Genomic DNA, 16,366 nt, shown 5'->3' with positions numbered 1-16,366 from the left:
GCGCGCAGGCATTCGGCCGCGCACCACGTGTTGCGACGTTGCTGTCGGCGCGCCACCGGGCGCGCCGGGTGGATACGGCTAGTACGCGGCAGGGTCGGCGCTGAAGATCACCGGCACGGTGATCGTTGCCTGCCCGCCGTTGATCAGGTCCACACCCAGGCTCACCCCATTGGTTCCCGCCGCACCGCCACTGGCGGCGCTGCAGACGCTTCCCGCCGACGCGATGCAGCTCCATGGCGCGCTCAGCGTGGCGCCGGCCGGCAAGGTGTCGGTCACCTGCGCCGCCGTGACCGGATCGGGCCCGGCATTGCTGACGGTGATGACGTAGCTGGCGGTTCCGCCGGGGGTATAGGAACCGCTGCCATCGGACTTGGTGATCGACAGATCGGCCTGGCGCGTGCGGTTGGTGATGCGGCAGACCACGTTGAGCGGCTGCGCCGACAGGGCCGGCGAGGTGAAGTTGAAGTTCTGCCCGGTACCGCTGGTCAGCGTAGTGCCGGCCTGGTCCTTGCACTCCCAGGTGCTGGCGTAGCGCGCCAGGACGGTAGCGGTGCCCGCGGTTTCGGCCAGCGTGTAGACCGAACCCGGCGTGGTGACCACTGCCGTGGTGGCCCCGTTGTTGCCGACATTGGCCACGCTGGCCAGTACCGTGGCGCCCTGCGCCACACTGAGGTTGAACAGCCCCGGGTCGGTGGTCGGCGCCAGCGTCTTGACCAGCTGCACGGTGGCCGCGCAGCTCTGCGAGATGCTTTCCACCGTGAACACGGCCTGGCCGATGCGGATGCCGAGCAGGCCCAGCAGGTTGTCCACCACGCCGCCCAGCACCGCGCTCAGCACCGGCGCCACCACCGTGTTTACGACCGGCCGCAGGACCGGCAGGAGTGTCTGCACCACCGCATTGACGATGCTGTTCACGGGCAGCGGCAGCTGCACGAGGTTGTTGACCAACCGCACCACCGGCGTGCCACTGGTAATGCTGATGTCCAGGCTGTTGACCAGGCTGGTGACCAGTGCGGTGGCACTGACGGTGCCGGCCGAAAGCGTGCGCGTCTGTGGGTAGGGTCCGGTGAACACCACCGACTGCGTCGACGGCGTCCCCGTGGCAACCGCCCGCAGCGACACCGTCAGCGGCACGTCGACGTCGGCCACCTTCAGCGCGGAAAGCAGGCTTACCGCGACGGTTACGTTGAGCGTGGTCGCATTGATCGGGGTGACGCTGGCGGGGGTCAGCACTGCGGTGCGGTTGAAGAACACGGCATCGCTGATGGTGCCGATGTACAGGTTGACCAGGCCCGGACGGGCCTGCAGGGTCACCGCACTGCTCGCCAGGTTGACGGCATTGATGGTGCCTTCGGCGCGGGCGATGTCGGCATAGACCGACAGGTGCAGCAGCGAAGCGGTGATGGTGGTGCCGGACAGCGACACCAGCCCGGCAATGTTCAGCCCATTGAGTGCATTCACCAGCGGCGCGATGGTCAGGCCCTGGGCGATATCGAAGTCGAACTTCAGGCGGATCGCGGCGCTGTGGAAGCCGGTGCCGACCGGGCCGCAGTTGTACACCGGCGGCTCGATCACCTGCGCCCAGATGCGCACATTGGCCAGGCCCCCCAGGCCGAGCGGCGCGAGCTGCGCGGTGGTCAGGGTGATCGGGGTGGGCGTGGTGACCACGTTGCGGAAGTTGTACAGCTGCACGCCACCGGTGATCAGGTCCAGCACGTCCAGGTTGACGTTGGCCAGCGAGCCGGGCGGCAGGCTCACCTGCAGCAGGTCGGCCAGGCGGATGTTGCCGGTCAGGCCGCTGAGCGATGGCGTAAGCAGGTTGAGTGCGTTGGCGGCCAGCGTGTTGCCGTCAGCCTGGAGCACCGAAACCAGCGCGGCCTGCAGCTGGCCCAGGGTGATGTTGGCGTTGAGCACCTGGCTGGGGTCGCTGACCGCGACACCCCCGTTGAGGCGGGTCAGCAGGGCATTGAGATTCACATCGGCACCGGCGATGTGGTTCCAGTCCACTGCGGTGATATTGATATTCGTTCCGGGCAAAAGCGTCGTGAAAAGCAGGTTCAGGACGGGACTCTGGGTGCTGTCCACCTGCGCAAGTCGCGGACCAGCAGAAACACACGCGCCATTCGCCGTGCACGCATCCTGGGCATTTGCGACAGTGAAAATGCTGGATAACGCGAGCCCCATCACAATTAATGCGGACATACTGACAATCCTGAACCGCACTAACACCCTTTTCACACCTGAAACATTATCCATCGGCCATCCCCCGGTCGTGGCCGCAGCACTCCATCACGGGTAGGAAAATACCTACCATGTGTGACCAGATGCTGGCCTGTCTCGTTCAGATTCTGCCGGCGGACTTTCTGGCCGGCATGGAGGATTAACTACGTGGACGGGCGACAATCGTCAAACCGGCCAGTAGATTTACTGAGGGAAGTTTGGCTGTCGCTGCGGGTTTTACGGATGGGTAACCCTGCGGTGCCAACGACGGACAGCGATTCTGTACATTCTGTTGAAAGAATTGCTGTCTCGTTAGTATCGATAACCATCCACCACTCAAGGAATGGGAAGGGGATTGCCATGCTCACGATGTCAGACCGGATCCGTGGCGCGCGGACCAGTGCAGGGCTGTCGCAATCGCAACTCGCGAATGAGACTGGCGTGAAAAGAAGTGCGGTAGCGCAATGGGAAAGAAAGGAGGGCACGCATCCGAGCGTGGAGCACCTGGCCCGCATTGCGGTGGTGACGCAGGTGCGTTTCGAGTGGCTGGCCACCGGGCGGGGCTGCGGCAAGGCCGATGGCGGCGAGTTGAGCGCCGCGGCGCCCACCGCCGATTACGCGCGCAACGACCTGGAGGGCAACATCCTGTCGCTGTTCCGGCGCCTGCCGCCGCGTAAGCGGCAGGTGGCGCAATCCATCATCGAAATGCTGGGTGTGTAGGTAACGACGGTAGGTAACGACTGTTGGTCGTTACGCCGACATCGGCGGCAACGACCAGTCGATGCCGCCCAGGCCGCGTCGCTCCAGATACTGGTTGGCCGACGAGAAGTGTCGGCATCCCAGGAAACCGCGGTGCGCCGACAACGGCGACGGATGCGGTGCCTTGAGCACGCGGTGGCGGCCGGTATCGATCACCTTGCCCTTCTGCTGGGCGTAGCTGCCCCACAGCAGGAACACCAGGCCCTCGCGCTCGCGGTTGAGGGTGTCCACGACGTGGTCGGTGAACCCTTCCCAGCCGCGTTTCTGGTGGGAGCCGGCCTGCCCCTCTTCGACGGTCAGCACCGCGTTGAGCAGCAGCACGCCACGGCGGGCCCACGGCAGCAGGCAGCCATGGTCCGGGCGTGGCAGGCCGAGGTCGGCTTCCAGTTCCTTGTACATGTTCAACAGCGATGGCGGCACCGGCACGCCCGGCATCACCGAGAAGCTCAGGCCATGGGCCTGGCCCGCACCGTGGTAGGGATCCTGGCCCAGGATGACCACCTTGACCTGGTCGAACGGGGTGGCGTCGAACGCGGCAAAGATCTGCGGGCCTGGCGGAAATACGTGCGCGCCGGCCGCCTTTCGCTGGCGCAGGAAGGCCGCCAGGTCGCGCATCTCGGGGCGCAGCAGGTAATCGCCAATACGTGCCTTCCAGCTTGGTTCAAGCTGGATGGTCGGGTGCACGTCGTCGTTCATCGCACCAGGGGTTTGTCGTTGAGGCGTGACAGGCGCAGCTGGAACAGCACCTTGGTGACCAGCAGGCGTTCTTCGATCGGCTTCTGCACCAGGTCGTTGGCCCCGGCCTGCAGCAGCCCGGACTGGTTGAGCGGGTTGCCGTCGCCGGTCATCACCAGCACCGGCAGGCGCCGCTTGCCGTAGCCGAAGTCCACGCGCACGCGCTCGACCACATCCAGCCCACTCAGCTCGCCCTTCAGGGTGACGTCGGTGAGCACCAGGTCGATGCGGTGGCTGCTGCGCCCCAGCGATTCGGCAGTGAGCAGTGCGAACGCCTCTTCGGCGGTCATCACGTGCAGCACGTTCAGGCTCTGCCGTTCGAGCATGCGCTTGGTCGCTTCGGCGACCACGCGGCTGTCTTCCACGTACAGGATGGTGGCGCCGGGAATGGTTTCCGGCTGCACATAGCCACGGATGAACGTCGCCAGGGCTTCATGGCCCAGCGCCTTGTCGAAATAATCGGTGACGTAATCGGTGAAACGGCGCTGCTCAAGGTGCTGCTGGGCATCACCGGAAACCACGATCACCGGCACGTAGGCCTGCCCGGCGGTTTCGCGTACCAGCCGGGCCAGGTCCAGGCCGTCGCCATCACTGAGCGTCAGCGAGGTGGTGACCAGGTTCACCGGACCGGCGGCCAACGCCATGCGCGCGTCTTCAATGCTGGCGCAGCCCACCACCTCGACCGCCGGCAGCTCGCGCTGCAACACGTCGGCGATGAGCTTGCGGACCAGCTTGGAACCATCGACCACCATGACGCGAGGTGCGTCGTCGACCAGGTGCTTCAGTACTTGCGGACGCATGCAGGGCAGGCCTCAGGTTTCGGTCGGACGGGTCTGGCGCAGGAAATGCCCCGTCACCAGCCACGCGCCCAGCCAGCCCAGCACGACAGTGCCGACCAGCACGAGCGAAGAATGCAACAGGTCCAGCCCATGCAGCACGAAGGGGCTGGCATAGCTCTGCGACAGCGCGGCCAGTGGCGGGCGCAGCGCGAGCCCTGCCCCACCGACTAGCGCCAGGGCCAGCGCACCGGCGCCCAGCCCGTACCACGCGCCCAGGTAAAGGAACGGGCGGCGGATGAACCCATCGCTGGCGCCCAGCAGCTGCAGCACGCCGATTTCATCGCGGCGCGCCTGGATATCCAGCCGCACCGTGTTGCCGACCACCAGCGCCGCGCCCAGGCCGAGCAGCACCGACAGCACCTGCACCAGGCGCGTGCCGAAGCCCAGCCAGGCATCCAGGCGCTTGCGCCACAGCGCATCGTGCTGGACCAGATCGGCCTGCGGCATGCCTTCCAGCGACTGCGCCAGGCGTGCGTCGTCCGTACCGTTGGCCGGGGTGATGATCAGCAGCGATGGCAACGGGTTGTCGTGCAGCGCATCGATGGCTTCGCCCAGCCCGGCGCTGTCGCGCAGCTCGGCCAGGCCTTCGTCCGGCGAGCGCAGGGTCACCCCGGCCACATCGGCGCGACCGCGCAGCGTGTCGGCGACCTGACGGGCGGCGGCGGCGTCGACGTCGGTCTTCAGGAACAGGTTGATGTCGCGCGACTGCTGCACGCTGCCGGCGAAATGCTTGAGGTTGTCCAACGCGATCGACAGGCCCAGCGGCAGGGCCAGGGCGAGCGCCATCACCATCACGGTCAGCAGCGTGGCCCACGGCTTGCGCCAGGCACGGCCCAGGCTGAACACCACGCTGTGGCCGTGGTGGTGCAGCCACACGCCCAGGCGCGACGGCGCCGCGGCTTCCTTGTTGGTGGCGGTACTCATTCGGCCAGGTCCTGCGGCGAGATGTCGTCAATGAGCTTGCCGTGGTCCAGGATCAGCACGCGCTTGCGCATGGCGCGCAGCAGCGCCAGGTCGTGGCTGACCACCAGCACGCTGGTGCCGCGCTCGGGCAGTTCGGCGAACAGCGCCATGATTTCAGCGGCCAGGGTCGGATCGAGGTTGCCGGTGGGTTCGTCGGCCACCAGCAGCTTGGGCTCGCCGACGATCGCACGGGCGATGCCCACGCGCTGCTGCTCACCCGCCGACAGCTGCGACGGCAGCGCCTTTTCCCGATGGCCAAGGCCCATGCGCTCGAGCACCGAACGCACGCGCTTGCCGATATCGCCCCGCCGGGTACCGCGCAGGATCAGCGGCAGGGCCACGTTTTCGGCAATGCTGCGGTCCATCAGCAGGCGGTGGTCCTGGTAGACCGCACCCACCGCGCGACGGTGGTGCGGGATATCGCCGCCGCGCACCTTGAGCAGGTTGCGCTCGTCGAACACCACCGCGCCACGGCTGGGCCGTTCGTCGAGGTGGATCAACTTGAGCAGGGTGCTCTTGCCGGCGCCGGAGTGCCCGGTGACGAACAGCATTTCACCGGGCGCGACATCGAAGCTGACGTCCACCAGAGCCTGGTGGCCGCCCGCATAGTGTTTGCTGACATTGTCAAAACGCAGGACGCTCATTCCTCCGATTATGCAGGAGGAGGATGGCGGCGTGGGAACGGCGTGTCGCCCGGCCACCGGCCGGGCGCTACCGTTGATCGGTTTTGGAATGCCGCCCCACCAACGGTGGGGCGCTACGCGGTAGGTAACGACCGTTGGTCGTTACGCCCCTGAAAGCATCCGGCGGATCTTGCGGCCGATGCGGGTCAGGAAGCCTGCACCCGGGTCGGCGGCCGGCGCGGTGTTGCGCATCGGCTTGGCGGTGACCTGCACCGGGGTGACCGACTGCGCGGCACCCTCGGCACCTTCCACCGGACGACCGTGGCGACGGCGGCGGCGCTTGCGCGGTGCACGCTCGCCCTCGGCTGCACCTTCCGGCGCACCTTCGGCGCGCGGCGGGCGCGGTGCCTGGGCAGGCGTTGCAGCCTCCACCGGTGCAGCGCCTTCCACGGCCACGGCGGGCTGCTCGCCTTCCACGCGCGGCTTGCGCGGGCCACGCGGACGGCGTTCGCCGCTGCGCTCACCACTGCGCTCGCCACGGCCACCGCCGGAACGGCTGCCGCTGGACGACCGACCGCCTCCGCGACGCTCTTCCTCGGCGGCGCGGGCTTCGCGCGCTTCGCGGAAGATCTGGCCCACGCTTTCGTTCTCGTCGCCTTCCTCGCCCGGCGCGGCCGGTGCGCGTTCCGGACGCGGCAGCGCGGTCAGGATTTCGCTGGTGACCGCTTCCACCGGGATCTTCTGCTCGATGTAGGCCTCGATGTCCGGCAGGCCCATCGCGTAGCGTTCGCAGGCGAAGCTGATCGCATCGCCTTCCTCGCCCAGGCGGGCGGTACGGCCGATGCGGTGCACGTAGTCTTCGGCGTCGAACGGCAGGTCGTAGTTGTAAACGTACTTGATGCCGTCGATGTGCAGGCCGCGCGCGGCAACATCGGTGGCCACCAGGATTTCCAGCTGGCCCTTCTGGAATCGGTTGAGCAGGCTCTCGCGCTTCTTCTGCGGCACATCGCCCGAGAGCACGCCGACGCGGTAGCCGGCCTTCTCAAGCGAGCGCGCCACGCGTTCCACGAACACCTTGGTGTTGACGAACACCATGGTGCGCGCGCCTTCGCTGCGCGAGAGCAGGCCCAGCAGCAGCGGGATCTTCTCTTCGTCGGCCGGGAAGTAGATGCGCTGGCGCACGCGCGCGGCGGTGATCGATTCGCTTTCCACCACCAGCTTCTGCGGCTCGTTCATGTGCTCATAGGCCAGCTCCAGTACGCGGTGGCTGAGCGTGGCGCTGAACAGCAGGGTCTGCCGGGTGGTGCGCTCGGGCATGCGGCGCAGCAGGAAGCGGATGTCCTTGATGAAGCCCAGGTCGAACATGCGGTCGGCTTCGTCGAGCACGCAGATTTCGCAGGCGTGCAGCGAGACCACCTTGTGCTGCTTGACGTAATCGATCAGGCGGCCCGGGGTGGCGATGATCACGTCCACGCCCTGCTGCAGCAGTTCGCGCTGCTTGTCGTAATCCACGCCGCCGTAGACCAGCGCAAAGCGCAGGCCGAGGTCCGAGCCGAACTTCACCGCATCCTTGTGGATCTGGATGGCCAGTTCGCGGGTGGGCGCCAGGATCAGCGCGCGCGGGTCTTCCGGCTTGCGGTCGGCCAGCGCCGGGCGGGTCAGCAGGCGGTTCACCACGGCCACCAGGAACGCCAGCGTCTTGCCGGTACCGGTCTGGGCCTGGCCGGCGACATCGCCGCCGGGCAGTGCCACGGGCAGGGTCAGCGCCTGGATCGGGGTGCAGCGGGTAAAACCAGCGCCTTCAAGGCCAGCCTGCAGGGCCGGATGCAGCTCGAAGGAGGAGAAGGTCAAATCGGTCAGCGGTTTGTCGCTCATGAGTCCGTCTTGGTAAGGCCAGCCGACAGAGATGCGGGTGGCTTGCAATCTTGGGGGGCACCGTCGCCATTGGGCCCTGCGCCTGGGAAGGCGGAGGCCGGACCGAACCGGTCCCGGGGCGCCGCACAGTGGGCCAGTTTAACGCAAAGCGGCCGGCAAACCGGGGGAGGCCGTCGCAGACCCCCATGCGACGGACCGCCCAGCCGTAGCGCCACGCCCTGCGTGGCGGCCTTTCACGGCCCCCACCCCCAGTTGAACGGACGGATCCAAGGGGCTGGAACCGCCAGAGCCCCACCCGCATATCGTTCCCGCCAGCCCCGGCAAAGCGCGATGACGGTCACAGGATGATTCTTTCCAACCGGTGTCTGTCGCCCCGCGACGATAGGGGTACACTGCCGGCCGTGAGCGTCCAGGCATCCATCGGACGCACCGCTGGCCGCACCCGCGGCCACGAGGCAGCAGACGCGGACCAGGCCCCCAGCCCTGTCCAGGTTCAACCCCTCCGGCCCTGCCGGGTGCACTCCAAAACGAGAGACCAAGATGAGCGACAAGGTTGTACATGTCGGCGATGCCGACTTCGATAGCGCCGTGCTGAATTCCAAGGAACCGGTCCTGGTCGATTTCTGGGCCGAATGGTGTGGTCCCTGCAAGATGATCGCCCCGGCCCTCGACGAGCTGGCCGACGCCTACCAGGGCCGCGCCAAGGTCGTGAAGGTCAACGTGGACAACAACCGCGCACTGGCGGCCAAGTACCATGTGCGCTCGATCCCGTACCTGGTGGTGTTCAAGGGCGGTGAGAAGGTTGGCGAGCAGATCGGTGCCGTCGGCAAGGCCCAGCTGGCCGGCCTGCTCGACAAGGCCCTGGCCTGAGCCACCCGGCAGCCGGCCACCCCGGCTGCCCCGCGGGCCCCACGCCCGCATGAATGACCCTGCCCCACCCGGCTTGCGCGCTGCCGCGAGCCGGTGTTAGTGTCGGCATATCCGGCCGCATTCGCGCGCCGCATCTTCTGGACGACGTTTCTTTCCAGAATCCCTTCCCAACGTTCGCCGCCCCTGCCGGGCGCTCGCACCTTCCAGCGAGGAATTCAGCACTTGTCCGATATCACTACTTCCGAACCCGGGAGCGCCGACGCGCCCGCCGAGAAGCGCGTGCGCAAGCCGCGCGTCGCCAAGGCCGCTGCCAGCAGCGCCGACACCGGGTCTTCTCCCGAACAGAACGCCCTGCCCCTGGCTGCCGCGCCCGCCGCGCCGGCGCCGGCTGCACCGGCAGCGCCGCAGCAGGCCTCCCAGGCACCGGCCGCTTCCGGCGGCGATGCCCCGGCCCCGCAGGGCGGTGGCCAGGACGCCGCCGACGGCGGTCAGCGCAACAACAACAACAACCCGCAGGGCGGCCAGAACCCGTACCAGCAGGGTCAGAACCAGGGCCAGGGCCAGAACCAAGGTCAGGGCAACCGCCGTGACCGTTTCCGCAATCGCCGTGACCGCGACCGCAATCGCGGCGGTGGTGGTGGCGGCTTCCGCGACGACGGCATGCCGCAGGACAATGGCGAACAGCAGCCGTTCGTGCGCAGCCAGCAGGCCAACGTGCCTGAGGGCTTCCCGGTCTATTCGCTGAGCGACCTCAAGCGCATGCCGGCCCAGAAGCTGCTGGAAATCGCCGAGCAGCTGCAGATCTCCGAAGGCGTCGCCCGCGCCCGCAAGCAGGACGTGATCTTCGCCCTGCTCAAGGTGCTCACCCGCCATGGCGACGGCGTGGCCGCCGACGGCGTGCTGGAAATCCTGCCGGACGGCTTCGGCTTCCTGCGCGCGGCTGAAGCCAGCTACCTGGCCGGGCCGGACGATACCTACATTTCGCCCAGCCAGATCCGCCGCTTCAACCTGCGCACCGGCGACCACCTGTCCGGCCGCATCCGCTTCCCGAAGGACGGCGAGCGTTACTTCGCGCTGTCGATCGTGGACACCATCAACGGTGAGCCGCTGGAAGCGTCCAAGAACAAGGTGCTGTTCGAGAACCTCACCCCGCTGTTCCCGCGCAAGCGCTTCACTCTGGAACGTGGCAACGGTTCGTCCGAAGACATTACCGGCCGCATCATGGATCTGATGGCACCGCAGGGTAAGGGTCAGCGTGCGCTGATCGTCTCCCCGCCCAAGGCCGGTAAGACCATGCTGATGCAGCAGGTGGCGACGGCGATCACCACCAACCACCCGGACGTGCACATGATCGTGCTGCTCATCGACGAGCGTCCGGAAGAAGTGACCGAAATGCAGCGCACCGTGCGCGGCGAAGTCATCAGCTCCACCTTCGACGAACCGGCCGCGCGCCACGTGCAGGTTGCCGAAATGGTGATCGAGCGCGCCAAGCGCCTGGTGGAACACAAGAAGGACGTGGTGATCCTGCTCGACTCGATCACCCGCCTGGCACGCGCCTACAACAACGTGGTTCCCAGCTCCGGCAAGGTGCTCACCGGTGGTGTGGACGCCAACGCCCTGCACCGCCCGAAGCGCTTCTTCGGTGCCGCGCGTAACGTTGAAGAAGGCGGCAGCCTGACCATCATCGCCACCGCGCTGGTCGACACCGGCAGCAAGATGGACGAGGTGATCTACGAAGAGTTCAAGGGCACCGGCAACAGCGAAGTGCATCTGAACCGTCGTATCGCCGAAAAGCGCGTGTACCCGGCCATCGACATCAACCGTTCGGGCACCCGCCGCGAAGACCTGTTGATCGAACCGGAGCTGCTGCAGAAGATCTGGATCCTGCGCAAGCTGCTGCACCCGATGGACGAAATCGCCGCGATGGAGTTCCTGCTCGACAAGATGAAGAACACCAAGTCCAACGACGAGTTCTTCGGTTCGATGAAGCGCTGATCGGCGCCAAGATCGAAACAGAAAAAGGCCCCGCACTGCGGGGCCTTTTTCATGCAAACCGGTAGGTAACGGCCGTTGGTCGGTACACCTCAAGGCCGCATCCGATCCAACAATGGCCCGAAGTGTGGCGCAACCAACCCTGCTACCGGCTCTTCCACAGCCTCCACCGCGTCCGCAGCGGTTTCTTCCGCAGCGTCCGGAGCCGCTGGTTCCGGACTCCCCCAATCCAACCCGATCCCGGCTCTGATCACCGTGGACACCGCCACCAGGATCAGCAGCGATGCCCCACCCAGGACGTGAACAAGTGTCATAGCCGGTTCCCCGCGTGCGTATGACCCGCACACTACCCACGACCCGGCAGGCTTTCTTTGAATCTGTTCCTAAAGCGTCACCTCTCCGACAGAGACCGGTCAGCTCGATCCCGGTCGCGCGCGCCGTTGGCCGGCCGTGTGACGCCCCTGATCCACGCATCAACCCGAGCAGCCACACCATTCTCCAAGGTTGCTTTTTCCAAGGCGGCTCAGGGAACCTCCACCGACCACACTACCTCTTTTCCAACTCCATAGCGCACGATCGAGAAGTCCTTATGCCGGAATACCACGGCGCTGTCAGCGCCCTCTGGCACGGACTCACGACGCGTCGGGACAGACGCACGGAATGGCACGTCGCCAGCAGGCAACGTCCAGAACGTGTCGCCGGCTCGCCCGATGATCACGTGAACCCGACCGGCAAGATCATTCACCTGAAAGTACGAGATTCCATCGCGCTCAAAGCCGTACACCTGCCAGTTCGGATCCTGGCTCGCGTTACTGGCCATCGGGTGAGATTGCCCCAATCCATGGGATGCCAACTCGTTCCCATGATGGTCACTCAACTGAGCCGTGGCCGACATCGGCGCCATGGCGAGAAGCAGCACGGACGTCGCGCTGCAGATGGACAAAAACCTCACGTTGACCTCCATTGGGTGAGTGGCAAAAGTGCCGAGCGAAGCGTAGTTCCTTCAGCAGAGTGTTCCCCTGAAGATCCTCTGATTCATATGCACGATGCCCCTGCGATACAGACGCCTGGAGATCTTCCCGCCCAGATTGAAGATCGAACGAGCATCACCAACAGCGTGTGACGTCCCGCAAGAACACACGATTTCTGCAAGTCTCGTATCTTTCCTATAATTCAAGACAACCATTGCATCGCGCTTATTTCGCCGATACCGTCCGCACCCGACGACCACCTGCATCCTCAGGGTGTCGTCTTCGGCAAACGGAGAATCGCATGCAAACGGAGTGGCTGAAGAACGGACTGCATCTGAACTTTCGCATTCGCCCACTGGGCCTTGCCATCGCGCTTGTCTACGCATTTGCGTACTGGGTAGCACGCGAGGTGTCGATGGATCAGTTCTATCTTCCCGCCGGCATACGAATCGCAGCACTCCTTCTCACTCCGCTGCGACTTTGGCCCTACCTTCTCGTCGGCGAGTACTGCTACTTCGCGTTTGCCCGATATCCCTTGATCGACCGCTACGGATGGACGTGGTTCGTCGTCAGCTCGGCCGTGCTGATGCCTGCGGTCATGTTGATCACCCACCTGCATCGGCGGATCATGAGTTCACGAGCAGGGGTTTGGCTCATTTGTGTAGCCGCCGTGTCGACTGTCACGGTGACGACATTGAACCTTTTGATCCCATACCTGCTCTGGCCCAACCCTCCAGCGGCGGGTTTTGGTACGGACGCGGTTCGCTTCCTGGTGGGCGATTTCATAGGGATCCTCACGATCGCGCCGCTGGCGCTGCTTTGGACGCATCGGAAAGAGGCGTTTGTCCTGCAGACCGGACTGATGGTGCCGACAGTCATCTGCCTCGTTCTGATGGCCTTCGTTGGATTCGCGGCGCTATGGATCCCGGCGGCTCCTGGCCCGGCCAAAACCAACATTCTTCTATTGCTCGCCCTGCCTGCCATCGCCTTGACCTGCATGCATGGCTGGAGGGGAGCTGCCGTCAGCGTGCCCATCTGGAGCTTGATCGTGCGCCTGACCATGCCTGCGTCGGGTACGGCGGACTCCTTCGATCCCGCGGCCTTTTCGGCCCAACAGAGCCTGGCGCTGGTTGGGATAGCGCTTCTGGCCGTTGGCACATGCTTCTCCCACTATTACCAAGAGCTCAGACTCCACAAGCTTGAGAAAGAGCGAGCCCTTTGCCACTCCAGAGCGGCTCATACCGCCACTGAGAAGGAACTCCGCTCGCGGGTGCTGGACATACGGCAGCTCAGCGAGGGTTTCGATGCCTCACTGAGCGACGTTGCTGAGTGGCTCAAGACCAAAGGCCACCAGGATCTCGCAGGCGGCCTCTTGAAGGTTACCGCTCTCCACTCCCGAAAATTCCGCGAGCAGGTCACGATGGTCTACCCAACGTCGCTGGAACACGTAGGGCTCTACCTCGCCCTCCAGATTGGCGGTATTGATGAAGCATGGAAGGCAACGGAGCGCGTGGCACCGCATCGACTGACGGGGGACCCATGCAGGCTGAGTGTCGGCCTTCAGCTTGCCGCGTACCGCACCATTATCGATGCAGTTTCCCTGCTGCTGGACCGCGAGCCGGGCCAGATACAGATCCGCGCACGCTGCGGGGCATCGGCCGATATCAGGGGAATCGTCGTGTCGGTTGCCATACAGGACCCTCACCACAGCCTTTCCAGCGAGACGCTGGCCGCAGCCATCGAACGACTGACGGGAAGACCGCTGGCCTACGGCGGAACCATTCAGTGCCGCCGCAACCGCATCCGAATCCTGTTGCTGGAACAAGCAGACACCGACGCTGACAGCAAGGCCGTAGCAGCTCGGCGCCGATCAGCTCAGCGGTAGAGCCGGGCAATGCCCGGCTGACCCGCACGTCACCTGCACTCCACCACCCCCTCGGCCTTGTCCGCCTTCGTCGCCACCCGCACCTGGGTGAAGGCCGCGGCGAACGGCTTGTCCGCGCTGACCACGAACGGGGCTTCCACCGCGCCCAGGTCCACGCCCTTGCTGGCAAAGCAGGCCAGCGGAATGGTCACCGTGCGCTTCTGGCCCGGGGTGAGCGTTGCCAGCGCCGGGGCGATATCCACGCCGCCCTCGCAGCCGGTGCCGCACTGCATGGTCACCATTACCGGCGAGGCGGGCGGGTGCTGCACCATCACGTCGAACTGCAACGCGCCGTTGCTGCGCGCCAGCGCGCCCAGGTTGCGCCGCGAGGTGCTGCGCGCGATCAGCTGCGCCGGGGCCAGCCAGGTCACTTCGCGGGCGTCCTGCTGCGTGTTGATCTGCACCGTGCGCACCTCGGCCACCGGCGTGGCGGTGGGCCAGCGCAGGCTGGCGTTGAGATCGTTGCCCAGTGGCTGGGTGGCACCGCCGGCCGCGATGTGCAGCGAGAACGGCGCGGTATCCACGCGGTTGAAGATCGGCAGCGTGGTCACTTCGCCGCAATGATCCGGGTTGGTTTCGGGCAGGCGCGCGACCTGCGCGGGCTTGGCATAGCTCAGGCCATAGCCGAATTTGAACAGGTCCGGGCGCTTCGGGTCTGGGCGGTCGATCGGTGCCGGGCACGGCACGCCCGGCCACGGGAAGCTGAGCCGGCCGTGGAAGTCGTGCGCGGGCCTGCCGTCCTTGCCAGCCACCAGCACGTCGGTGATGCCCTTGCCTTCGGTGCCCGGCAGCCACGCGGCAACGAACGCCTGCGACAGGTTGAGCAGGTCGTTGGTGTACATCGGGCGGCCGGAGAAGTACACGGTGACCAGCGGCTTGCCGGTGGCGGCGGCGGCCTTGAGCACGGCCAGGTCCTGCGGCTGCGCACGGCTGTGGCTGACCGTGTCCGAGGCGAGGATGTCGCCGTTGGTTTCGGCGTACGGCGTTTCGCCGATCACCGCGACCACCACGTCGAACGCCGACGCATCGATGCCCTTGGCATCGGCGCTGTAGGTCACCTGCTGCGTGCCCAGTTCGGCGCGCAGCGCACCCAGCACCGAATCGGCATTGGGGAAATCGGCGTTCGTGTTCTCGGTGCCCTGCCAGGTCAGCGACCAGCCCCCGGCCTGGTCGGACAGGCTGTCGGCACTTTTGCCCACCACCAGCACGCGCGCATCGCGCTTGAGCGGCAGCACTTTGTCCTGGTTCTTCAGCAGCACCAGCGATTCGCGCACGGCTTCACGCGCCAGCTCGCGGTGCTGCACGGCGTTGGCGTCGCCCGCGAAGCGGCTGTCGGACGGCTTGTGCTCGAACAAGCCCGCACGAAGCTTCACGCGCAGGATGCGGGTCACCGCATCGTCGATGCGCGCCATCGGAATCTCGCCGCTCTCCACCTGGGCCATGGTGTTGGTAATGAAGGCCTTCCAGTCGTCGGGCACCATCACCATGTCGCTACCGGCGTTGATCGCCTGGGCGCAGCTGTCGTTGCGGCAGCCGGGTACCTGGGCGATGCCGTTCCAGTCGGAGACGACGAAGCCGTCGAAACCCATATTTTCCTTCAGCGCGCCGGTAAGCAGCGCCTGGCTGCCGTGCATCTTGCCGTAGTCCACGCCGCCGGCACGGTCGTTCCAGCTGTTGAACGAGGCCATCACCGTCTGCACGCCTTCGCCCAGCGCACCGAAGTAACCCTGGCCGTGCACGTTGATCATGGTGGCCTTGTCCACCGTGGCCTCGCCCTGGTCGCGGCCGTTGTCGGTGGCCCCATCGCCGACGTAGTGCTTGGCCGTGGCCACCACGTTGCCGTCGCCGGTGAAGCGGCCCTGCGCGCCCTTGACGTAGGCGGTGGCGTATTCGCGCACGATGGACGGGTCGGACGAGAAGCTTTCGTAGGTCCGGCCCCAGCGCGGGTCATGTGCCACGGCCAGGGTGGGCGCGAACACCCAGCCGATGCCGGTGGCACGGGTGGCGCTGCCGGTGGCGGCACCGATGCGCTCGATCAGGGCGGCATCGCGGGTGGCGCCCAGGCCGATGTTGTGCGGGAACAGCGTGGCGCCGAACACATTGCTGTGGCCGTGCACGGCATCGGTGCCCCAGATCACCGGCACCGGGGTACGCGCGTCGGTGGCCAGCGATGCGGCGTGATAGGCATCGGCCAGCTTGACCCAGTCGGCCACGCTGGCGTGCTTGTCCATGCCCGGCCACGAGCCACCGCCATTGAGCACCGAGCCGATGTAGTAGGTACGCACCTGCTCCGGGGTGATCTGCTTGATCTCCGGCTGGGTCATCTGCCCGATCTTCTGGGCCAGGGTCATCTGCGCAAGGATGCTGCGCACGCGGCTTTCGATGGCCGGGTCGGAGGCGATCGCACTGGTCACCTGCGGCCAGTCCTGCAGGCGCTCGGCGGCGGGTGAGGCATGCGCCTGGGCGGCCAATGCCGTCAGGACACAGACGGTAAGAAGAGTCTTCCGGGCGCTGCTCACGTGCATCTACCTCCAAGAAAATGTGCGGATGATGGACCGGGCGCGGTCTGCTTCAGCGCTTCCGGTGACAGCGCTG

The 16,366-nt window shown here is 66.0% G+C and carries 12 protein-coding genes; 4 read left to right on the top strand and 8 right to left on the bottom strand.

The genetic code is table 11. From position 1 onward, the window contains the following. Positions 1-78 precede the first annotated feature (78 nt). Positions 79-2,007: a DUF11 domain-containing protein gene (locus tag QE395_RS01615; RefSeq protein WP_176472602.1), complete on the bottom strand. Its 1,929-nt coding sequence runs from the start codon at positions 2,005-2,007 to the stop codon at positions 79-81. Positions 2,008-2,463: 456 nt separating this feature from the next. On the opposite strand from QE395_RS01615, the gene QE395_RS01610 reads away from it, so the two are divergent. Then, positions 2,464-2,940, top strand: a complete 477-nt coding sequence (locus QE395_RS01610) for a helix-turn-helix domain-containing protein (RefSeq protein WP_306990394.1) — start codon at positions 2,464-2,466, stop codon at positions 2,938-2,940. A gap of 30 nt (positions 2,941-2,970) precedes the next feature. Here the strand turns inward: QE395_RS01610 and ung are convergent, their stop codons facing one another. The 5 genes from ung to rhlB form a co-directional block, all read right to left on the bottom strand. Continuing rightward, on the bottom strand, positions 2,971-3,675 hold the full coding sequence (gene ung, locus QE395_RS01605; protein ID WP_093534854.1) for a uracil-DNA glycosylase: 705 nt from the start codon (positions 3,673-3,675) through the stop codon (positions 2,971-2,973). Then, the gene (locus QE395_RS01600; RefSeq protein WP_068854238.1) at positions 3,672-4,514 is read right to left on the bottom strand and encodes a response regulator; all 843 of its coding nucleotides are present in this window, start codon (positions 4,512-4,514) and stop codon (positions 3,672-3,674) included. Before QE395_RS01600 ends, ung begins: the two co-directional genes overlap by 4 nt. A 12-nt stretch (positions 4,515-4,526) precedes the next feature. Further along, on the bottom strand, positions 4,527-5,477 hold the full coding sequence (gene ftsX / locus QE395_RS01595; RefSeq protein WP_093534856.1) for a permease-like cell division protein FtsX: 951 nt from the start codon (positions 5,475-5,477) through the stop codon (positions 4,527-4,529). Further along, positions 5,474-6,160: a cell division ATP-binding protein FtsE gene (gene ftsE, locus QE395_RS01590; protein WP_068854240.1), complete on the bottom strand. Its 687-nt coding sequence runs from the start codon at positions 6,158-6,160 to the stop codon at positions 5,474-5,476. The genes ftsX and ftsE overlap by 4 nt, the downstream gene beginning before the upstream one ends. 141 nt (positions 6,161-6,301) lie before the next feature. After that, positions 6,302-8,014, bottom strand: a complete 1,713-nt coding sequence (gene rhlB, locus QE395_RS01585; RefSeq protein ID WP_306987367.1) for an ATP-dependent RNA helicase RhlB — start codon at positions 8,012-8,014, stop codon at positions 6,302-6,304. A gap of 540 nt (positions 8,015-8,554) precedes the next feature. On the opposite strand from rhlB, the gene trxA reads away from it, so the two are divergent. Together trxA and rho are read left to right on the top strand one after the other, a co-directional pair. Beyond that, on the top strand, positions 8,555-8,884 hold the full coding sequence (gene trxA, locus QE395_RS01580; RefSeq protein WP_068854242.1) for a thioredoxin: 330 nt from the start codon (positions 8,555-8,557) through the stop codon (positions 8,882-8,884). Between the two features lie 222 nt (positions 8,885-9,106). Then, positions 9,107-10,879 (top strand): transcription termination factor Rho, encoded by a 1,773-nt coding sequence (rho, locus tag QE395_RS01575; RefSeq protein WP_306987366.1) that lies wholly within the window; start codon positions 9,107-9,109, stop codon positions 10,877-10,879. A gap of 520 nt (positions 10,880-11,399) precedes the next feature. Here the strand turns inward: rho and QE395_RS01570 are convergent. After that, positions 11,400-11,828 carry a hypothetical protein gene (locus QE395_RS01570; RefSeq protein ID WP_306987365.1) on the bottom strand — a complete coding sequence of 143 codons (429 nt, stop codon included), beginning with the start codon at positions 11,826-11,828 and terminating at the stop codon, positions 11,400-11,402. Positions 11,829-12,148: 320 nt separating this feature from the next. Here QE395_RS01570 and QE395_RS01565 point away from each other — a divergent pair, with 320 nt between their 5' ends. After that, on the top strand, positions 12,149-13,732 hold the full coding sequence (locus tag QE395_RS01565; RefSeq protein ID WP_306987364.1) for an MASE1 domain-containing protein: 1,584 nt from the start codon (positions 12,149-12,151) through the stop codon (positions 13,730-13,732). A 29-nt stretch (positions 13,733-13,761) separates the two neighbouring features. On the opposite strand, the gene QE395_RS01560 is transcribed toward QE395_RS01565, so the two are convergent. Continuing rightward, complete coding sequence (locus tag QE395_RS01560; RefSeq protein ID WP_306987363.1) at positions 13,762-16,290, bottom strand: exo 1,3/1,4-beta-D-glucan glucohydrolase; 2,529 nt, start codon at positions 16,288-16,290, stop codon at positions 13,762-13,764. Positions 16,291-16,366 lie beyond the last annotated feature (76 nt).

The sequence above is a fragment of the Stenotrophomonas sp. SORGH_AS_0282 genome (assembly GCF_030818125.1).
Lineage (GTDB): Bacteria > Pseudomonadota > Gammaproteobacteria > Xanthomonadales > Xanthomonadaceae > Stenotrophomonas > Stenotrophomonas rhizophila_A.
Note: the sequence above shows the minus strand (reverse complement) of the source record. Positions and strands in the feature narration are given on the sequence as shown.

What these genes read in the sequence shown, in the direction of transcription:
- trxA (WP_068854242.1), top strand. Translation starts at nt 8,555, where the DNA reads ATGAGCGACAAGGTTGTACATGTCGGCGATGCCGACTTCGATAGCGCC.
- QE395_RS01610 (WP_306990394.1), top strand. Translation starts at nt 2,464, where the DNA reads ATGGGTAACCCTGCGGTGCCAACGACGGACAGCGATTCTGTACATTCT.
- ung (WP_093534854.1), bottom strand. Translation starts at nt 3,675, where the DNA reads ATGAACGACGACGTGCACCCGACCATCCAGCTTGAACCAAGCTGGAAG.
- rhlB (WP_306987367.1), bottom strand. Translation starts at nt 8,014, where the DNA reads ATGAGCGACAAACCGCTGACCGATTTGACCTTCTCCTCCTTCGAGCTG.
- ftsE (WP_068854240.1), bottom strand. Translation starts at nt 6,160, where the DNA reads ATGAGCGTCCTGCGTTTTGACAATGTCAGCAAACACTATGCGGGCGGC.
- QE395_RS01565 (WP_306987364.1), top strand. Translation starts at nt 12,149, where the DNA reads ATGCAAACGGAGTGGCTGAAGAACGGACTGCATCTGAACTTTCGCATT.
- ftsX (WP_093534856.1), bottom strand. Translation starts at nt 5,477, where the DNA reads ATGAGTACCGCCACCAACAAGGAAGCCGCGGCGCCGTCGCGCCTGGGC.
- QE395_RS01600 (WP_068854238.1), bottom strand. Translation starts at nt 4,514, where the DNA reads ATGCGTCCGCAAGTACTGAAGCACCTGGTCGACGACGCACCTCGCGTC.